Origin of the sequence: Lysinibacillus sp. RS11 (assembly GCF_042019215.1) — a bacterium.
Taxonomy (GTDB): Bacteria; Bacillota; Bacilli; order Bacillales_A; family Planococcaceae; genus Lysinibacillus; species Lysinibacillus xylanilyticus_A.
Genome location: NZ_CP168124.1, coordinates 191080 through 211897, shown reverse-complemented (window position 1 = coordinate 211897; position 20818 = coordinate 191080). Strand labels below are relative to the sequence as shown.

The 20818-nt window shown below is 36.8% G+C and carries 13 protein-coding genes, 1 pseudogene and 1 riboswitch; of the genes and pseudogenes, 6 read left to right on the top strand and 8 right to left on the bottom strand.

The window, feature by feature from the left end:
* Positions 1–90 precede the first annotated feature (90 nt).
* Positions 91–205, bottom strand: a riboswitch (TPP riboswitch).
* 69 nt (positions 206–274) lie between these two features.
* From AB9L17_RS01145 to AB9L17_RS01135, 3 genes are all read right to left on the bottom strand, one after another.
* A complete protein-coding gene (locus AB9L17_RS01145; RefSeq protein ID WP_223555113.1) occupies positions 275–478 on the bottom strand; it encodes a hypothetical protein in 204 nt (67 codons plus the stop codon).
* A gap of 294 nt (positions 479–772) precedes the next feature.
* Positions 773–1702, bottom strand: a complete 930-nt coding sequence (locus tag AB9L17_RS01140; RefSeq protein ID WP_068986086.1) for an AEC family transporter — start codon at positions 1700–1702, stop codon at positions 773–775.
* Between the two features lie 200 nt (positions 1703–1902).
* Complete coding sequence (locus AB9L17_RS01135; RefSeq protein ID WP_068986087.1) at positions 1903–4005, bottom strand: methyl-accepting chemotaxis protein; 2103 nt, start codon at positions 4003–4005, stop codon at positions 1903–1905.
* Between the two features lie 242 nt (positions 4006–4247).
* Here AB9L17_RS01135 and AB9L17_RS01130 point away from each other — a divergent pair, with 242 nt between their 5' ends.
* A complete protein-coding gene (locus AB9L17_RS01130; protein ID WP_375199942.1) occupies positions 4248–6422 on the top strand; it encodes an S-layer protein in 2175 nt (724 codons plus the stop codon).
* A gap of 55 nt (positions 6423–6477) precedes the next feature.
* Here AB9L17_RS01130 and AB9L17_RS01125 read toward each other — a convergent pair whose 3' ends face one another.
* The gene (locus tag AB9L17_RS01125) at positions 6478–7455 is read right to left on the bottom strand and encodes a response regulator (RefSeq protein ID WP_263297549.1); all 978 of its coding nucleotides are present in this window, start codon (positions 7453–7455) and stop codon (positions 6478–6480) included.
* A gap of 8 nt (positions 7456–7463) precedes the next feature.
* Positions 7464–7625 (bottom strand): hypothetical protein, encoded by a 162-nt coding sequence (locus tag AB9L17_RS01120; RefSeq protein ID WP_223555118.1) that lies wholly within the window; start codon positions 7623–7625, stop codon positions 7464–7466.
* Between the two features lie 210 nt (positions 7626–7835).
* Here AB9L17_RS01120 and AB9L17_RS01115 point away from each other — a divergent pair, with 210 nt between their 5' ends.
* Entirely contained in the window at positions 7836–10817 is a 2982-nt protein-coding gene (locus AB9L17_RS01115; RefSeq protein WP_375199941.1) for a hybrid sensor histidine kinase/response regulator, read from the top strand.
* Between the two features lie 148 nt (positions 10818–10965).
* Here the strand turns inward: AB9L17_RS01115 and hepT are convergent.
* Together hepT and AB9L17_RS01105 are read right to left on the bottom strand one after the other, a co-directional pair.
* Positions 10966–11246: pseudogene (hepT, locus tag AB9L17_RS01110) on the bottom strand (type VII toxin-antitoxin system HepT family RNase toxin).
* A 233-nt stretch (positions 11247–11479) separates the two neighbouring features.
* On the bottom strand, positions 11480–11635 hold the full coding sequence (locus AB9L17_RS01105) for a nucleotidyltransferase domain-containing protein (RefSeq protein ID WP_375199940.1): 156 nt from the start codon (positions 11633–11635) through the stop codon (positions 11480–11482).
* A 429-nt stretch (positions 11636–12064) separates the two neighbouring features.
* Between AB9L17_RS01105 and AB9L17_RS01100 the strand changes: the two genes are divergently transcribed.
* From AB9L17_RS01100 to AB9L17_RS01085, 4 genes are all read left to right on the top strand, one after another.
* Positions 12065–13369, top strand: coding sequence for a hypothetical protein (locus AB9L17_RS01100; protein WP_375199939.1), 1305 nt, complete (start codon positions 12065–12067; stop codon positions 13367–13369).
* A gap of 407 nt (positions 13370–13776) precedes the next feature.
* Positions 13777–14031 carry a FeoA family protein gene (locus AB9L17_RS01095; RefSeq protein WP_068986092.1) on the top strand — a complete coding sequence of 85 codons (255 nt, stop codon included), beginning with the start codon at positions 13777–13779 and terminating at the stop codon, positions 14029–14031.
* Positions 14028–14753: a FeoB small GTPase domain-containing protein gene (locus tag AB9L17_RS01090; protein ID WP_068986093.1), complete on the top strand. Its 726-nt coding sequence runs from the start codon at positions 14028–14030 to the stop codon at positions 14751–14753. The genes AB9L17_RS01095 and AB9L17_RS01090 overlap by 4 nt, the downstream gene beginning before the upstream one ends.
* A complete protein-coding gene (locus tag AB9L17_RS01085) occupies positions 14725–16122 on the top strand; it encodes a nucleoside recognition domain-containing protein (RefSeq protein WP_068986094.1) in 1398 nt (465 codons plus the stop codon). The genes AB9L17_RS01090 and AB9L17_RS01085 overlap by 29 nt, the downstream gene beginning before the upstream one ends.
* A gap of 354 nt (positions 16123–16476) precedes the next feature.
* Here the strand turns inward: AB9L17_RS01085 and AB9L17_RS01080 are convergent, their stop codons facing one another.
* Positions 16477–20790 carry an S-layer homology domain-containing protein gene (locus AB9L17_RS01080; protein WP_375199938.1) on the bottom strand — a complete coding sequence of 1438 codons (4314 nt, stop codon included), beginning with the start codon at positions 20788–20790 and terminating at the stop codon, positions 16477–16479.
* Positions 20791–20818: the final 28 nt, after the last annotated feature.

Here is a 20818-nt window from a genome sequence, read left to right as displayed (position 1 = left end):
TCACCCCTCAAAAAAACAAAAGCCGAATCCAAAATTTTTTTTGGATCCGGCTAAGAATGTAAAGGTATAGTTATCGCAAAGAGCTTATATTGCAATAAAGGTTAACTTTCCCACGCTGGTATGAGCCAGATCAGGTCCAAAGGGTCAAGAAACCTCTATGCGTTTCCCTCTCAGCCCGACTCATCAGACTCCCCTAGTTAATGCTATTAAGTTTGATGCTAGTGTAGCAGATATTGCTAAGAGATGGAAGCTTCATTTGATAATTTTTGGCTTATTACCCAAACGTGAGGTTGATTTCCGTTCCGACTGGGCGCTTTGTAGCTGTCGCTTTGCTTTCGCTACAGAAAACATTTGTTGCTGACGCTTCGCTTTCGCACAGATAAAACATTTGCCGCTGACGCTTCGCTTTCGCGCAGAGCAGAGCTTCCTGGGGGGCGTCCGATGAGCCGCTTCGCTTCGCTACAGGGTCTCGGGCCAATAGATGTTTTTTGCGCGAAAGCGTAGTGCTAACGTAGCGGCAGCAGAGGGGTTTGTTTGTGCGAAAGCGCAGCGACAGCAGCAGCACCGATGTTGGTCACGAAGGCATTATCACAGGACGTGATGTTTTTAGCCTTCGTTCCTCTATTGCTAATCCCCAAGGAGTCGCCCAGTCTCCACTCCAATCAACTATATATACGGCGTACGTTTTAACAAAATATTTTTATAAATCGGTAGTAAAGCCTCACACTCCAGAACGGCTGTCACTCTATCTTAGTCCGAAAACAACTAGCCGTTAGGTAAACAACAGTTCCGCTACATAAATCACAATTGTCACGGTAATACAGCTTACAATCGTTGAGAATAAAACAGTTTGTGCGGCAGTTGCCGATTCCACATCGTATTCTAATGCTAGACTAGAGCTATTACGTGATGTCGGGAAAGAACTAGCTATAAAAAGAGATTGTGCCACGACACCGTCTAAGCCAAGTGTAAAAATAATAAGTAAAGCTACAGCTGGCCCTATGATTAGTCGTGTAAAACAACTAATAAATACCGTCTTATTGAACATCGATTTGATTTCAAGCTGTGATAGCTGTGCCCCTAACGTTATTAACGCTACAGCGATAAAGCCATCTGCCACATGGTCTATCGGAATTTTTATAAACTGTGGAATAGTGATATCAAAATAGTTCATCGCTACACCAATAATAAGGGCATGAATAATAGGCATTTTGAGGAAATCTTTCACAATAGACATGCCTGATTTTGTTGAAGAAATTAAATTGTACAAGCCGTATGTATAAGTCGTCATATTTTGAAAGATTACGAGAATGACCTGAATCGCTACTCCAATCGGCTGCGTCACAAAAATCATTTGTGCAACTGGAATACCATAGTTGCCCGAATTAATAAGGACTACACTATTTTTAAACACTGCAGCCTCTGTTTTTACTAAACCAAGTCCCTTTGCTATAAAGTGACTAAGCACCATTTGGCTGCCGATAAAGAGTACAATAAATAATGCAACTTCTACAAGAACTGGCAGCTCTATACGCGTTTCGTATAAATTCACAAAAACAGCTGCTGGCATAAAGCAATATGTAATAAGCTGAGATAATGCCTTTAAATTAAAGTGAAATTTCTTTTGTAAAACTGCGCCAAGTACTAGAAGCACCAAAATAGGAGCGACAATCTGGAAGAAAATCATACCGAGATACATCATAGTGATGTCCCCCTTTCCTTTCCTATAGTAGTGCTGTTTTTTCGCTCGGTCAATGCACCTCAATGTTATCTCATCATTCATGAAAGGTATTTTCTTCTGAAATGTACAATACTAATCCAGTGTTTTTTATCGGGAAAAATGCAAAAAAGAAAGACTGCCTCCGAAATCAGGCAGTCCTTCTTAAAATTCATCCTTTAACATTAAGCAAGCTTAAATCGATTAACGACCGCTTGTAATTCATTGGAAATCTCTTTCATATTATTAATGGAATCTGCAACCTTTTGTAGCTCTGCTTGCTGATCAATAGCAGACGCACTTACCTGTTCCGCAGATGCAGCAGTCTCCTCTGAAATAGCTGAAATACTTTGGATTGCCATAATCGCTTGATTTTTATGCTCTAACATATGAGAAAGCTGAGTCATTAATTCATTAATTGAAGTTGCGATAGAACTAGAAAGCTCACTATTATCTTTAAACGCAAGCTCCGTACCTTGTACTGATTCATTTTGAGCTTCTATTAAGCCCGCGTTTGAAGCAATGACAGCAACTGTTTGCTGAGAATTTACAAGAATACTATCTACTGTTCGCTTTATGACCTCTGTTTCATTTTTTGATTGCTCTGCTAGCTTTCGCACTTCCTCGGCAACAACTGCAAAACCTTTACCATGTTCACCAGCTCGAGCAGCCTCTATGCTTGCATTTAAAGCTAGTAAATTTGTTTGCTCTGTAATACCTTGAATAGACGAGATCACTTGATTAATATTGGCAATATTGGACGCCAAAGACTCGACTTGCTGTTGAATACGTCCATTCATTGTATTTGTTTCTGCATTACGTTCACGTAAGCTTTCGACTTCTTTCATACCTTTATCTGTAGTTGCTTTCGTTTTATTCGATAGCTCATCCATTTCATTCGAAAGCGATGTAATGGCATCAATCTGATCGGATAGATCAATCATTCGATAGTTTGTTTCTTCTGTATCCTCAGATTGTTTTGATGCCCCTTGTGCAATTTCATTAATAGCTACAGAAACCTCTTGACTTGAAGCTACTATTTCATTAAATGCTTCATGAACATGATTGGATGATTGATTAAGCAATGTCGTCGAATTCAGAACCGTTTGAATGGCACTATTCGTTTGATCTAGCATATTATTATAAGCTAGTGCAACCATACCAATCTCATCAGTCTTAATATATTGTTCATCTACTTTTTGAGTTAAATCTCCTTCTGCCGCCGTTTCAATAGAAGTACGTAAAAACTTTAATGGCTTCAATAGTTTATAGATAAACAAGGCACTAGCAACGGTCATTAAAACAACTATAATAATTGAGGCTATAATTGTAAAAATAAGTACATGATTATAAGTTTCTAATATTTTGGATTTAGGTAGCACTATTTGTACAGTCCATGTCTCATCAATTCCATCTAAAATCATCGGAGCAAAAACATTAAATGCATTTTCCTTAAGTTCTGCCGAATCCATATACATACTTTTTAGCTCGCCATTATCCATAGTTTGCTTAATGCTTGTCCAATCCATATGATCTTGCATATTTAATCCCTTTAAAGCCTCACCAAAGCTATTTGCTGTTAAAATCCCATTATTAGTAATAATTGCTGCATAGCCACCATCTGGCTTTACGGACTCTGTCAATTCAGTTAAATAATCAATAGCCAAATCTGCCGTCAATATGCCGAAAAATGATCCTGAAGCATCGACTAATGGAACAGAAATCGTTGTCATTAGTACTGTTTTTCCATTCACATTATAATCATAAGGCTCCGTTAAAATTGCTCGTCCTTCTTCTTTCGGTATCCAATACCACTCAGAAACACTCTTATCTTCCAGGCCTTCAAGAGAAGCAGTTGTTATTTTATTCTCATCTTTACTTAAGTAAGGGACAAAGCGATTTTTTGAATCCACTAAAGTAGCATGAATTGTCGGATCGATCTTTGTGGAGTTCTGTTCAAAAACAGCGCCTACACCAAGTAAATCTTCATTATTAACTAAATTACTTTCCATCATATCTATGACGCCTTTAGCGGAAAGCTCGCCATTTTTCTCCATACTTTCAATTATCCGCTTCGTTGTCAGTAATGTATTATTTGCTTTCTCAAAACGTTCACCCATCTTTGCTGCTGAATATTCTGCAGTTTCAAGCGTCGCACTTTCCGCATCATCAACACTTTGAGTCTTTAAAATATTACCTGTAATCGTTATATAAGTAATAAATAATACTAAAAATAACCCTATTATTAGGGAAGATAGTTTTAAAGAAATACTCTTAGATTTTTTCATCACAACACCCCTTTTTTATAACATAATAATGGATGGAATGTTGTACCACAATAAAAGATTTAGCGAATAAAGTAGAATTTTATAAATTTATCGAAGGATTTCAGAAAAGTATTAAATATTACGAAAAAAAGGACTATTGTTTTACTTCATTATGATAAATAACAAAACATAACCCCTTTTATACTAAATTAAAGTAATCTATGATATATTATCCATTAAATACAATGATCGGAGTGACTAAAATGAAGAATAAAGTGTTCACTACTTTTATGGCAACTGCTATTACAGCAACGTTAGTGTTGCCAGCGTCAACTGCAAACGCTGCTTCTAATGATTCACCTCACTCAATTCAAATTGATGAGCAGATAGTTGCAGCCAAAACAAAGGTTCCATCAGGTCAAAGCGTTACCATTACCAATATCACTAAAGATAAAGTAATTACATCCAATGGCCAATTTAAAATTAGTCAGTCGCTGAAGCCCCTCTTTAATACATCGAATAAAACTGCATTAACGAATGCCGAAGCCACAGTCGTAGTGAAAAACGGTGAAATTACAAGCGTTACAGCACTAACATTAAATAAAGCTGGTACAAACAAAAAAGCAGTGTATTTTGATGGCGGTGATGCACAGATAGCAGGAAATCTAACTGTAAATGCGGATTATGTTAAAGTGCAAAATATTGATATTGACGGTGAACTTATCATAACGAACCGAGTAAAGAAAGCAATTACTATCGATGGAGTAGACGTTGAGGAGACGATCACATTCAAGCCTCTACTGACGAGAAAAGTAAATTGGTTATATGTCTCTTTAAAAGATATTAAATACTCAAAGATTAATGTGGAACGCTCTAAAATAAATGTGACTTCTGACCAACCTATTTCTAAAGTCGATGTGGTAGGTAAAGTAAATTCATTTGAAGTTAAGGCTAATGTTGATAAACTTATAATCGATGTTGAAAATGATTTTAGCCTTTATGGAGAGGGTAAAATTGAGCAAGTGATTGTCAAACATGGAGCGAAGGTAGCTTTAGATTCAGGACATCAAATTAACAAAGTGCAGGTGGATGATAAAAAGGCCTCTGTAATTTTACCAGTCGTGAATAAATCAGAGCTAAGTAAATTAGTGTCTTCACCTCCGTATGTTGCAGTTTCTTATAATGGAAATGACATTTTAACAACTGAAAAATGGACAACACAGGCTGACCGTTCTGCTTTCGAATCCGTAGTAGCAAGTGCAGGAGCAGTAGCTAATAATCCCAACGCCTCACAGGAACAAGTGAGCAATGCGATTACACACTATAAAAACGCATTAGTAGCTTATCAAGCCGCACAAAAGAATGGAACAAAATATACTTATGGCGATAAATCTTCACTTCAATCGCTTATCAATTCTGTTCAGTATGTTACAGTCTCTTGGAATAATGGTAATGATGTAGCTTCATATGTACCTTGGACGACTCAAAGTGAGAAGGATGCTTTAGCTTCTGCCGTTTCATCTGCTCAGTATGTTGTAAATAATAGTTATTCAACTCAGTCTGATATCACAAATTCTATTAGCAATTTAAACTACGCGATCACGGTTTATAAAAATGCACAAAAATATGGTACTTACCAAACTAATAGCGATCGATCTGCCCTTGTATCGCTTATTAACTCTGTTCAGTATGTTGCAGTTTCTTGGAATAACGGTAATGATGTAGCATCATATACACCTTGGACAACTCAAAGTGAGAAGGATGCTTTAGTCAATGCCGTTTCATCCGCACAGTCTGTTGCAAATAATAGCTATTCAACTCAGTCTGATATCTCAAATTCTATTAGCAATTTAAACTACGCGATTACTGTTTATAAAAATGCACAAAAATATGGTACTTACCAAACTAATGCCGATCGATCTGCCCTTTCATCACTTATTAACTCTGTTCAATATGTGACCGTTTCTGTCAATGGATCTGAATTATCTTCTAATGTCATTTGGACGACACAAAGCGAAAAAGACACTTTAGTCAATGCGGTTTCATACGCTCAAAGTGTTGCCAATAATGGCTACTCGTCTCAGTCAGATATTTCGTCTGCCTATAATTATTTATATAATGCTATTTCAACGTATAGAAGTACTCATAAATCCGGTGTAAATTATCGGAATTATGTTGATAAATCTTGGCTAACGTCACTCATTAGTTCTGTTCAGTATGTAAAGACTTCTGCTAACGGAGATGGAACTGACGTACCCTATTATGAAAAGTGGACAACAGAAAGAGCAAAACGTGACTTAGAAAGAGCAGTGCAAAACACTCAATCAGTTGTCAGTAACTCCTATGCATCTTCGTACGAAGTGACAGATGCTATTAACAGTTTAGACAAGGCAATCAGCATTTATAAAGAAGCGCAAAGTTACGGTAATCAAAAATAGAAAATAAAAAGGACTCTACACCGAGAGAGTCCTTTTCTCTCATATAGAGCCAGTCTTAGACCAAAACATCTGTATATTCTCTTTCCCAATTTTTATACCATTTCTCAATTCCTTCACTAGGCTCCACCGCTAATTGCTCCTGCAACATTTTCTTTAACAGCCAATATTGTTCCCCCACAGCAGCGGCATTGTTTAGTAAATGATAGAGCTTCATCAAGGTGAAATAGCTATCTTCCTCATTAGGTGAAAATGATTGAACTTTTTCTTGCACTTTCACCGCAGCAAGATAGTTTTCATGTAAAGTATAAAACTCACATAATTGCTGTGCATGATGTGTCCACAAACGTCTTAGTCGCTCTCTTTCACTTTCTGACCATATGTAATCACTATCGCCCAAATAATCCCCTGTATAGACTTGGAATACACGCTCATGCTCTTCTACTGTACTCTGTTGTAGCGGAGGTAAAGATTTTAATTGAGCCAGCCATTGCTCTACATCAATTACTACATCTTCCAACAATAATTTATAGCCTGAATTCAACAACGGACTTGAGATTTGAACACCGTCAAGTCCATAATTTTTCAAAGTTTGTCGGATTGTATAAATAGCTGTATAAAGCTGCTTACATGCCTTATCTATATCAGATTCTGGCCAAAACAATTCCAAAATGGTGTCTCGATAAATCATTTCATTGCGATGACTAAGTATATAAGCAAACAATTCTTTTGCTTTCGACGTACGCCACTTCATTAAGTGTGCATTACCATCAGGCGACGCTACCTTCAGACCCCCTAACAGCTTAATCATTTTTTGTTTAGCTGTGATTGGCTGATTCTTTTCGATCATCTGTTGAAGCCGTTCCAATGATTTATGTAAACGAAGCTTTTGTACAGGCTTTAAGAGATAATCTATAGCATGCAAATTGAAAGCATCTATAGCGTATTGGTCATAGCCTGTGGTAAAGACAATTTCCACGTGCGGCGATATTTCTTGAATTTTCCCACCTAGCTCAAGTCCATTCATACCAGGCATTACAATATCTAAAAATACAACATCAGGTTGTAACTATGTATTTGAGCAATTGCTTCTAGAGAATCTGTATATTCTCCAACTATGTCAATTTCTGAGATACTACTTTTTTCAAGTAAGGTTTTTAATCTCGTTAATGGTAGATGTTCATCATCAACTATCACAATTCTCATAACATCCCCTCCTTAAACACTTGTCATACTATTAATATCGTTCTATTTCTTTCAAACCTGATAGAAAATCATTACTTTTGAAGGATTTTTTAAGGAATCTGTCGAAAATTAACTTCTATGATAAAAAAGCAAATTATCTCCAAAAATTTAAAGATTGTTCTGATTGTTAGCTTATTCTTTAGCTTGCTTACATTACTTCGATTTACCTGGATGAATATCATTGATGTCCCAGAAGGAGCAGTTGCAAAACAAGGTACTATCGATTTAAGAGGTGTTGAAACAAGCAAAGACTTTAAAAGAAAGCTACATGGCGAATGGGAGTTTTACCCCAACACCCTACTCGTTTCAGAAAATCCAAAACCATATAAACAGAATGGTCATAAAATTTATTCCACTTTACCAGAATCATGGGATAAATACTTTAACAACGAAACAAATATTCATTATGGTTCTTATCGCTTAACTATTTTGAAAGATGACAAAAAGCCTCAACTGTATGGCATTACCATACCTGAAGGACTGTCACCTTATGAGCTTTATGTTGATGGAAAGCTTATCGGAAGTCTAGGAGACATTACATCAGATAATGAAAAAACTGCCCCCGCCAGTAGACCTATTACACATTATTTTACGCTAGATTCCAGTGAAAGCGAGATCATCATACAAGGTGTCCAAACAAATCGATTTGCACAGGGCGGTTTTACAAAAGATATTATTTTTGGCGATTTACACTCCATGGAACGAACAAAGTTCTTTTCAATTGCAACGCAAATGGCAGTTTGCCTAGTCTTTATATTTTACTTACTTTTCACTGCTTTACTTTTTGCGATAGGTATTCGAAGCAAATCACTTATTTACTTTGCAATGATCATTATTTCTACTTGTATAACCGTGCTTGTTTCGAGCAATAAAATTTTATATATTTACATGCCCATTAACTGGATTTGGGCATACAAAATCTATTACTTTTCTTATATTAATAACATGTTGTTTTTTATTTTATTTCTACGCGATTTAGTCAAGGAATATTCAAAGCCCAAAATATTAACCGTTGTTCCAATGCTATGTGCTGTGTACCTACTATTTATTGTACTAGCTCCTATCGAGTATATTATTAGCACTAAATTTATTTTCACAATACTCATTAGTGTTTCTCCTATTATTATAACTATTTTTATGCTGATTATAGTCATTAAAGGAAAAAAAGGGGTTGTATTTTTATTATTAACGGGCACTGCTGTCGTAACTAATTCGCTATATTTCTCATTAAGGCAGAATGCTACATTGCCTTATAGTCATTACCCCTTCGATCTATTGATTGCCATTACTGCTATATCAGCATTTTGGTTTACGCAATATTTTCAAACAACGCTGCAAACTGAAAAACTTACAGTAAAGCTGCAAAAAGAGATTAACACGAAGGATGATTTTCTTGCGAATACCTCTCATGAGCTTCGCAACCCACTGCACGGCATGATGAGTATTGCACAAACACTGTTAGTTAAGCAGGATCATCAGTTCGCTGAAAAAAACAATGATGATTTAAAACTTCTACTGACAATCGGTAATCATATGTCCTATATGCTAGATGATTTACTAGATTTAGTAAAACTAAAGGAAAAAACTATTCGTCTTCAGCCAAAGCCGATTAATGTTTATAATTTAACAAGCGGTGTAAGCAACATTTTTCTTTTTATGTTAAAAGGAAAACCAGTAGAGCTAATAATAAACATCCCTAAAGATTTACCACCTGTATTAGCAGATGAGACTCGGCTTATTCAAATTTTTACGAACTTATTTCATAATGCCATTAAATTTACAGAAAAAGGTTCTATTATATGTGATGCTGAGGTGGTTGGTAAAAAACTATATATTTCTATTACAGATACGGGAATTGGTATTGAAAAGGACATGCAAGAAAGTATATTTGAACCATATGAGCAAGTTGATTCGAGTATGACATCTATAGGTGGTGGACTTGGACTCGGCTTAAGCATATGTCAGGAACTCGTTATCTTACACGGAGGCACAATATCGCTATCATCAACTGTTGGAAAAGGCTCTACGTTTACTTTCTCGTTACCGATAGCTAAAAATCTAGCTGTAGATGAAGCCGATTTAAACGCTGAAAACGATGCTTCTCTTTCAAAATACGTTTCATTACTAAACAATCTTTCCAAATTTGAAGGTGAAATTACTGCAGCTACCGAAAAAGGATCTCTTGTGACAAGTCATTCACGCGTTTTAATTGTTGATGATGATGCTGTAAACTTGCAGGTGCTTACCAACGTGCTGTCTACAGAGCCTTATGAAATTGAAACTGCATTAAGTGGTGCTGAGGCTCTAGAAAAGCTGCAGGAAGGTAGCTTTGATCTGATAATTTCGGACATTATGATGCCACATATGTCAGGTTATGAGTTAGCTCAACGAATTCGTGAGCGATTCTCTATTTCCGAACTGCCAATACTTTTCTTAACAGCTCGTCAGCAAAGAGAGGATATACAGCTTGCCTTTTTAAGTGGTGCAAATGATTATGTTAAGAAGCCAATGGAATATGTAGAACTTAAATCTAGGGTCAATGCACTTGTTCGCGTCAAGCAAACAAGTGAAGAACGTCTACGGATTGAGGCAGCATGGCTACAAGCACAAATTCAGCCTCACTTTTTCTTTAATACACTCAACTCAATTGTATCCCTACACGGGGTAGATGATGAGCAAATGGAAGAATTACTGCTAGCTTTCAGTGATTATCTACAGATGAGCTTTGATTTCCAAAATGCCGACTTAGTTGTGCCTATCAGCTACGAATTAAAGCTCGTTCACTCCTATATAGCAATCGAGCAAATACGCTTCGGTAATAGAGTTCAAGTAATATGGGACATCCCTGAAAATATAGAGCTATCAGTCCCACCACTGTCGATTCAAACACTAGTTGAAAACGCCATCCAGCATGGCATTTTACCTCGCATACAAGGAGGAACCGTCACAATTCGCATTGCAGAAGCCGAGGAGCACTTTGCAATATCCATCTCCGATAATGGTGTTGGCTTCGATAACACTGGCCCTAAAAAACAAACAAGCGTTGGTCTCGTTAACACCGAACAACGCCTAAAGCAATTATTTGGCGTGGAGTTAACAATAGAAAGTGTAATTGGACAAGGCACGACCATCTCGTTCCCAATTCCTAAATAGGAGTAAGGCGATATCGGCTTTATATTATCGAAGTTTTGTTGATCTAACCATCAGTTCGAAGGGTGTATCCGTCACTATGAAGGTTCTATCCGTTTTATAATTCAAAAACAACAGGCGCTAGAGGAATCTCTATAGCCTGTTGTTTCTTTTATGCAAGCAATATTGCCTCTGTATAGGTATTAAAATCACTTAAATGATTCTCGATGATTGCTTGGAGTATATTTAATTCAATAGATTGATAATCATGCATAGCAATATTTTGGAACCCAACCATATTTATTAATGTTTTTGCTAATCCATGGTCAATAATGTTATTCTCCTCAAGTAATTTGAATGCTTCTCTACTCGTTTTCCATACACTTCGTTGACACGCTTCACACAGCGCTCAATTGTAGCAATTTTATTTAGAACAACATCATTAGTTACCATAGACACTACCCCTCTCTTCAATTGATCTCAAAATCTCCGCACGTTGTTCATTTAACGTTACATACATTGATAGGGCCTTCATTCGTTCTTTAACAAAGGTGTTTTCATCTATCAATGACCATACCACTTGAAAAAATTTGTGCTGCAAACACTGTATCAACCGTCTTCATATCGACTAAATCAATATCAACATTACAAGCCTGTGCAATTTCTCTGGCTAATAGAAAACGTTCTTAACTTGAGAGAGGCTTATCTGCAAAATACGCTATATCTAAATCACTATCTTCACGTGCCGAACCCCGCGCATAATAACCAAAAACAATAACAAAGGCGGGTTTAACAGCCGTAGCTAACTTTTCAACAACTACCTTCTGCCAGTTTCGTTGCAAATAAAACACCCCCGCTCCTTCTTAGAATCATTATAATAAAACTCTACCCTTAATTATGAGTGTTCTATCCGTCAGTTCCAGGAGTCTATCCGTTCGTTTGTTTGATCGTTCTATCCGTCTCAATTGAAAAAAGCAGACTACGGACTTATCTGCTTGTTTACATTTCGTATTCTCATAAGTACATAAGACACAAAATCTTAAAAAAAATACAAAACCTATCTACCTATTCCCCAAAAAAATACATAAAAAAATCCTAAGCTATGATAAAATTGGTTTATCAACATATATTAGGATAATTCCGTCTAGACAGGACCCTTTTCAGCTAGTAAATAATCAATCGTTTCTTAAGGCAGTTAAAGGATTTACCTAGGATAAAAACCCTATGATTTACCATTACACTTATCAAAACAACAGGAGGTTTCCCATATCATGAAAAACAAAAGAAAACTAGCTTTACTCGCCCTAGTTGCTGTCCCTTCACTGATCTATACTGCACCAACTACGTCAGCATCGGCTGCTGATGTTTCTGGACATGCAAAAACGGCTTACATATACAATAATAATTATTACTACAACTCAAACGTTACAAATGTTGTACAACTTATTTCGAACATTAACGATACTTATTACTCATTCCAAGCAAACCTTGAGGCAGCCCTCAAAGCCTACAACGAGTTAACTGAAACAGAAAAACAATACGTCACGAATTATTTAACACTATCAAATCATCAACAAACGAGAGTAGCGTATCGTAAGCTTGCTGCACAAATTGATGAGAAATTAGCCTCTGTGGAGTCAACTTCTGTTAATTACTATCAAAATGTCATGGAAACGAAAGATTGGTACAATACGTTAAATGCAGCGCAAAAAACCTTTGTGAGTGCTGAATCACAAAGAATACTGAATTCCTATATCACGCCAAATACATCTATCGATAAAGTGGTCAATAAAATCCAATTGTTAAACTCTTCTCGTATTAGCTTCCATCAGGATGTAGCTGATGCGAGAGCCGAGCTTAATGCACTACGCAAACATACAAACGTCTCATTACCTGCTGGCGTCGAAAAGATTTTATTAGATGCTGAACAGCTTGTTGTGAAGGATAAGGCAGCAGCTAAGGAAGTAGAAAATGCTATTGCAGCTTTATCACCTAAAACGTCCACTGCTCAAGATGTACAGGCAGTCAAAACAGCTTTCGAAGCTTTAACACCCGTGCAGCAGCAGCTTGTGCCAAATGTCTGGACATTAGCAGACTATGTAAATGGTAAATATGATCTGCCGGCTAAAGGAAATGCGAAAAAAACACCGACTTTTTCTGACAAAGCTGCCTTACCTGGTAAAACCACAGCTATGACTAGAAACAAAAATACCTATACAGCAAAAATTAATGTTGCTGACTCAGAAAATAGTACAGAGCGCTTTGTTTTAACAACGAAATCCAATATGACTGTTATTATTCCACCGCTAGGAACTCTTCTTAATGAGGATACTGGCGTAATGGAAATTCAAATTACACGAAATTTGAATCGTATCACATTCCAAGCAACATTAAATAATAAACCAGTTGAATTTGAGGCAGATATGGAAATCATTCTCGAGAATTTACCACCGAATGCCTCCATCGTTCGTACCTATGACTTTAACGAGCAGATGCCAGCTGATTACACTGTAGAAGGAAATCAACATTTTATTCAAACATCTACACCAGGTACATTCCAGATCGTTAGAAATTAATCTCCTTCATGATCTCCAGTAAAGATTAAAAAAATCATAACCCTCTGCCGATACTTTGTTATTAGCAGAGGGTTTAACATTATCAAAACCCTCTTGAAAATTTTATTAGGCACATGTAACAAAATCTTATTAACACACCATAAAAAGGACTATGTCTTAGCAGTACAGCAACGGCTTTATCCTTCCGCATTTTCCCAAACACAATCCCCTTTTCCACTTTCCTTAGTTCAGCCTATTATGTCATGTCACATCCTTTATTCAATTAGTGCTTTTATCGCACTTTTCAAAAAAAAATTTGAAAATCATTGACATCTGTCATAAATCCGGCATATTCTTTAATAAAGTTTCCTTAGAGAAACAATATAAAGAACGGGAAAGATTATTAAGGGAAGGAATAAAAAAGGCGTATGACAAAAACATTGAGACCACTTTCAGAATGCTCTTTTGGAGATTATTTTTTAATAAAAGAAATAAATATTGAAGGTCCTTTAAGAAGAAGATTATTAGATTTAGGCTTTGTGAAAGGAGCAGAAATCTCTGTTCTTCGTAAAAGTCCTTTAGGAGACCCTGTTGCTTATCGTGTAAGCAATACAACAATTGCATTACGTAATGATGAAAGCTCTAGAATTCTAGGAGAAATCGTTAGGGGGGCTATAAAGTGAGAGTAAATAAAATAGCTTTAGCAGGTAATCCAAATACGGGTAAAAGCACATTGTTTAATACATTAACAGGATTGAAGCAACATACCGGAAACTGGCCGGGAAAAACAGTTGTCCATGCAGAAGGATCCTTTGAACATAACGGTGAACAATATGTACTCGTGGATTTACCCGGTACCTATTCTTTATTTTCAAATTCAGCAGATGAGGAAGTCGCAAGAGATTATATTATTTTTGATCAACCAGATGCAACGATTGTTGTGCTGGATGCAACATCATTAGAAAGAAATTTAAATCTCGCACTCCAAGTATTGGAAATGACTAATAAAGTCATCATTTGTATCAACTTAATTGATGAAGCTGAGAAAAAGGGTATCCGAATTGATGACAAGAAATTGGCTCGTGAACTGGGAGTCCCAGTCGTAAAAATATCAGCCAGAAATAAAAAAGGAATTGATCAATTATTAGATACATTAAATCAACTAGTGCACGGGCAAATTGTTACGACTCCTTATCGTATGACATATTCGCAAGAAATAGAGGAAGCCATTTTAAAGGTAGAGTCGAAAATAAAAGGCTATTTTGATGGTAAATATCCATCGAGATGGATTGCCCTTCGTTTACTTGATGGAGATGAGGAATTGATCTTAAGACTACAAAATCATAAAAATAATAGACAAGGAGAGGTGATAACAAATGGAGCCCCAGTCAGTGTTAAATCATAGCTTACTAAAAAACATATTGGCTGAAGTGAAAGAAGTCTCGAATGAGGATATTCGAGATGAAATCGTTAGTGATATTTATGCTAAAAGCAAATCTTTATGTAAAAAAGTAGTGTCGGAGCAACAGCCAGGACTATATAGATCCGATAAATTAGATGAAATTTTCACATCTCGCATTTGGGGATTCCCTATTATGCTTATTCTGCTTGGGACTGTCTTTTACATTACGATTGCTGGCGCAAACGTACCATCAAGCATGTTAGCTGATTTATTTGGCTATCTAGAGGGTAAGCTAACAATAATTTTTGAAGCAATGCACGCACCAGAATGGCTACATGGTATTTTAGTGCTTGGGCTATTTAGAGGAACCGGTTGGGTTATTAGCGTTATGCTACCGCCAATGGCTATCTTCTTCCCTATCTTCGCCTTACTAGAAAACTACGGTTACCTACCACGCGTAGCATTTAACATGGACCGTTTATTTAAACGAGCTGGAGGACACGGGAAGCAATCATTAACAATGGCAATGGGCTTTGGCTGTAATGCTGCCGCTATTCTATCTACGAGAATAATAGAATCTCCTCGTGAACGAATGCTGGCCATTTTAACGAACAATTTTGTTCCTTGTAACGGAAGATGGCCAACACTTATTTTATTAGCATCATTATTTATGACAATGGGTTTTACGGGGGCAACAGGTACATTTATGACAGCAGCAATTTTAATGGGATTTGTCCTGTTAGGTGTTGTTGTAACATTAACTGTATCCTGGGTTCTTTCTAAAACGGCTTTAAAGGGTGTACCCACTCATTACACATTAGAGCTTCCACCATTCCGTAGACCAAAGATCTGGAATACGATTGTAAGAGCAAGTATTGATAAAGCATGGAATGTACTAAAAAGAGCGGTTATCGTTGCAGCGCCTGCCTCTATTTTGACTTGGATATTCGCTAATATTTACATTGGTGATACAAGTATTTTAATGCATTTTGTTAACTTTTTAGATCCGTTTGGTCATGCTCTTGGTATGGATGGCTTTATTTTGGCCGCCTTTATTCTTGGGTTACCAGCTAACGAAATTGTGGTCCCTATCCTAATTATGGCGTATTTATCTCAAGGAGCGATGCTTGAGATTGAAGATTTATCGAAGCTAAAGCAAGTGTTTATCGACCAAGGCTGGACGTGGCTGACAGCTTTAAATATGATGTTATTCTCACTTCTACACTTCCCTTGCGGAACGACTTTAGTCAATATTTATAAAGAAACAAAAAGTGCAAAGTGGACATTTATGTCATTCATGATTCCAACTGTCATTGCCATTGGCGTGACATGGCTAACGGCGACAATTGCTCGAGCATTTGGTTGGGTGTGATGGAGGGGCTGTCTATAAGCCCCTCTTTTTTATTCTTCGAAATTTGAGTTTCAACTAGGTATTCAATAAAGTGTGAAACTTTAATCAGCGGGAGTTTTCTTCATCCCCATTTATTTTTTACGAGCAATTATTCTCCCACCTAACTTTTTACTTTCGCTGAATTTGGAGGTAGGAATCTTGTACCTGACGCTTCGCTTTCGGTACAATTTAATTACTGCCCGTTAATGCGGAATAAATTAGCTGGACATCAAGCTCTTTCTGAAAGAGAAATAACCAAGTGGAACATCATCCACTTGGTTATTTTTTGGTTGTTATCGATTTAAAAGCCTTATTTCTATTATCTATACATATTTATTACTTTGAAATCTTATCTTGAACAAGATATTTATTTCCATATTTATCAACTATAACAATTACAATATAATCTCCCTCAATGAATGGGAACGTATTATTTGTAATAGGTTGCACTGTTCGTCCGTTTTTAAGCGGCGTTTTGCCATTGCCCTGGCTAAGACTTGTTAATGCACCCGAAGAATTTGGATCAATAACCTCAATTGGTTTAACATTATCAATTTCTGTTTGTGTATATGTTTTACTATATACTTTGTAATAGTAGTTGACTTCTTCTCCAGGTTCCACTGAAGGATCTGAGAAGGTAAAGTCGAATGTTGCATTAATCTTATTACTTCTATCAACAGTAATAGGCTCCTGAAGCTTAGCACTTTCAATATTAGTTGTAAGAGTTCTATACATATAAGATGCTGTAGGTTTACCATTTGCAAACGGTATTTGTGTATTGGCAATAATCGCACTGCCTTTATCTGTAATATCGGCATTTACCGTTAATGCAAAGCTTTGATTTACCGGATTATTAAACGTAATAATCATTTTTCTAGGTTTCCATGTCTCCCTTAAAGCTGCACCATCTTCCCAAGCCCATGTATAACTTGGTAAAGTCGCTGTTGTACCATCTAAGTTTGTAAAATTAAAGAATGATTGACCATTTTTAATAATACTTCCTGGATTAGCTGGGTCACCGACTGCTTCTGAGAATGTAACCTCAAATGTTTTTCCATCAATTCGTTTAAAGATAGGGTCTTCCACTCGTGGAGCTGTACCATCAGAATAGAAATCTTGCTTCATCCAACCAGCATTTGATTCATCATGATTTTCCCCAGCATCATTGGCTTTATAAACGCTAATATTACCATACGTATCCTCTGCTCCTAGATATACAACATACTCTGTATGTGGATTTAAAGTTACACCCTGTGCTTCAGTTAAAGGGAAGGCCCCTTTTCCACTTTTCTTAACACTCGGACTACCTTTTAATTTGTCCTCTAAGAATTTACGCTCTGCAGGTGTATCAATCTTTAAATTAGCTGAATCATTCGTTGTCCCATCAGCATTTTTCTTCGGTACAAACCAATAATGCAGTATAGTTGTCTCATCAGTATTGAAGCTGATCATTGCTTTTGTATCATCTTTTTCCTTAGGCTTTACAACTAAGTCTTTAATTAACGGTGCTTTCGTGTCACCAATAATTTCTTTTGATGTCATTTTCGAAATTTCCCCACCACGATCCTTTAAGACCATGTAAACAGAATAGCTTGAGAATGGATTAAGTTCGTCTTTAGAAATAGCAATAGGGAATTTTTTTGTATCTGTCTCTAAATCAGCCGGACCAGAGCCAATTTCGATATAAATATCTTTTCCACCTATTTGGAAGTAGCCCGATTTTAATGATGAATCCTTCGCAAATTCATTGACAAAGTCTCGCTCTGTAATACCTTTGTCGGCTAAATATTGCTTAAATGTCTTTGTTTCACCATTGTCTACGATCGTATCAGGTAAAACCATATAATAATACGAACCAGCCTTATTTGGCTTGAATTCAACTTCTACTCGTTTGGAATTATCAGATTCGTCTGGTTTATTAATGACATTTTCAATAGAAATAGTTGGTGGTACAAATTTCTCATGCACATATTCAGCATAGTTTCGAGCATTTTTACCAGGTCCAACAGTATTGGCATTTTCAAATTCATTGCCTGCTAAGTCCTTAACACCAGGTAATACTGTTACACGTAATGTATCACCATAGACAAAACCTGTTTGAGATGGAATTGTTAATAATACTTTTTTATCGCCTTCTTTATACTCTACAGCAGAAGGTTTAATTTTTTGCTGCCCTGTCGTATTGACGATAACTGTTCCTGATAAATCGTAGTTATTTACATTACGAGCGCTTTCAGGATCTAAGGCTTCATTTAGATATACATAAAACTGGTTTTCTTGACCTGCTGGTTCTAGCTTCATCTTTTCTACAAATGGATAGATGTTATCAAGTGCACTTGTTGTAAACTCTTTCATGACAGCTGGATCTTTCGAGTTATTACCCGAATCATCCTTCATCACTACATAAAGTTGATACTCTGTTTCAGCGTCTAAACCTGTTACAATTTCAGTAATTCCAAGTTTACCCGCAACTGCCTTACCCTTACCTGTTGGCTTAGCAATAATGTCTGCAGTTGTTGGATCTGCGGCAGTCGTCTTTTTACGTACATAGTAGTAATAATCCCCTGGTTCACTCGCTGTGAATTTTAACTCTGCACGTTTTCCGCCTTGTAGTGGCGTTACTGTAAGTGACTTTACGACTGGCGGTGAGCCATCCTTCATTTGAAATGCTTGTGATTTAATATCCGAAGCATTTTTCGCTCCATCAACCACCATTACATAAACGACATATTCTTTTTTCTCACCTAGATTAGTGACTTTAACCGTGTTTGTGCCTTTTACAGCCGCACCTGTTCCACTTGCTACATTTTCAGTAGAAATACGATCTACCATTTCTCGTTTTGTTGGTGCATCAGCGCCCTTTTCACGAACTATATAATAGTAAGTTCCGACTTCATCTGAGGTAAAATCTACCTGAGCTTGGCTACCATTTAATGGTGTTACCTTTGTAACATCGACCATTGGTTTCGTTTTATCGGTCGGTTTTTGATTATCATAATCATCCTTATCAATCGGTTTACCGTCTGGATCTGTAATAATGCCGATATTATCTTTATCCTCTAGGAAATCATCGAAGATATTATTCGGTGACTCACCCTTCGGTATAATAACTTTGTCAATATACGTGTAATCTCCAACATCAACCCAACCATATACATTATCAACGTACAGAGTACCTACGCGACCGTCCATATATAGCTCTAAATCTGTAAAGCTATTGTAGTTAATCCAGTCGATATTGCCATCTCCGTAAATTGTTAGCTTTGTTTCTGTATCAAGGTTTAGTGTCCCAATATTTCCTTGAATCTCAAATTCACGGACATTCCTGATGATGTCTACGCGTGGTAACTTCATATTTGTTTCGATTTTTGTACCGCTTTGTGATACGACTAAGCGTGATACAGTGCTGTTATAAAATTCAATATGTTTTTCAACATTTTTCATCGTCACTTTATCTTTAGACCAATTCTCAAACGGCTTGTTTTTATCAGGATTTTTGTCTGAATTCTGATCTGTCCAATTTTCAAAATCCGTTGTCGGACCGTTTTTGGACGGGGGTGGGTTTTCACCATTTGGATTTTCGGGATTAGTCCAGTCGATAAATGAAAAATTGTTGCTTGCTATACGGCCAATCGATAATGGATTATAGTCAGAAACACTCATATGTAAAGGTGGACGTACCGTTTCGTTCACATACATTGTGCCAGTCAATGTAACATTTGAAAATTCAATATAGTTCCCATTAACAACGATTGTCGCACCGAAGGACTCATGATCACCATCAAACTCTAGAAATCTTGAGCTTGTCCCGCTCGCATTCAATGTTAACTTCGAGACAGAGCGAATGGTTTTGCCTGAAAGATCCCCTTCAATAAACGCACCTTTTAATACGGGTGCATTATATTCATTAAAAATATGCGCAAGACTTTCTGGTACTGAATATGGTTCACCGTTTATGTAGACAACATCGTCTTCAACACCTGTAATTTTGAAAGTTGTAGCATTGCCTTTTTTCTCTTGTGAACGCACAATAAAGGATGCAATTTGTCCACGAGTTACTGCATCAAATGGTGAGAATGTGGCAGGCGTTGTTCCTTCTGTAATATTTAAATCCACTAAAGTTTGAATATAGATGGCGTTGCTCGTTTGGCTTGTTACATCTTTGAAGCTATGGTTGTAATTAGATGCTACCTCAAATTTAAAGCCTAGCACTAAAATTTTCGCTAATTGCCCACGTGTAATTACTTCATTAGGCATAAATGTTCCGTTTGAATACCCAGACATGATTCCTGCATTTTGTAATGCGGCTACATACTTATAATATTCACTGCTCTGTGGAACGTCTTTAAAGTATGGATCTTCCACATTTTTCAAATCTAAATTTAAAACAGTCGCCAGCATTTTTGCTGCCTGACCACGTGTTACATTTTGATTTGGTCGGAAAGTTTTATCTGCATACCCACTAATCGCACCTTGAGCGTATAATTTCATAATATTGTCATAATGACTTGAATATTGGTCAATATCTGTAAATGGTGAAGTAGCCGCCGCTGCCTTTTGTGGTGTTGGCACTACAACAGCAATCCCGCTAGTAGCGAAAACAGTTGCTATCAGTGCTTTGTTCACTTTTTGGATTTTTGTTTTATCCATCCCACTCTTCCTTTCATTTATGTATTTT

Excerpts from the sequence above, each read along its gene's own strand:
- AB9L17_RS01085 (WP_068986094.1), top strand. The coding sequence starts at position 14,725 with ATGGAGCCCCAGTCAGTGTTAAATCATAGCTTACTAAAAAACATATTG.
- AB9L17_RS01080 (WP_375199938.1), bottom strand. The coding sequence starts at position 20,790 with ATGGATAAAACAAAAATCCAAAAAGTGAACAAAGCACTGATAGCAACT.
- AB9L17_RS01115 (WP_375199941.1), top strand. The coding sequence starts at position 7,836 with ATGAATATCATTGATGTCCCAGAAGGAGCAGTTGCAAAACAAGGTACT.
- AB9L17_RS01120 (WP_223555118.1), bottom strand. The coding sequence starts at position 7,625 with ATGAGAATTGTGATAGTTGATGATGAACATCTACCATTAACGAGATTA.
- AB9L17_RS01125 (WP_263297549.1), bottom strand. The coding sequence starts at position 7,455 with ATGCCTGGTATGAATGGACTTGAGCTAGGTGGGAAAATTCAAGAAATA.
- AB9L17_RS01130 (WP_375199942.1), top strand. The coding sequence starts at position 4,248 with ATGAAGAATAAAGTGTTCACTACTTTTATGGCAACTGCTATTACAGCA.
- AB9L17_RS01135 (WP_068986087.1), bottom strand. The coding sequence starts at position 4,005 with ATGAAAAAATCTAAGAGTATTTCTTTAAAACTATCTTCCCTAATAATA.
- AB9L17_RS01095 (WP_068986092.1), top strand. The coding sequence starts at position 13,777 with ATGACAAAAACATTGAGACCACTTTCAGAATGCTCTTTTGGAGATTAT.
- AB9L17_RS01100 (WP_375199939.1), top strand. The coding sequence starts at position 12,065 with ATGAAAAACAAAAGAAAACTAGCTTTACTCGCCCTAGTTGCTGTCCCT.
- AB9L17_RS01140 (WP_068986086.1), bottom strand. The coding sequence starts at position 1,702 with ATGATGTATCTCGGTATGATTTTCTTCCAGATTGTCGCTCCTATTTTG.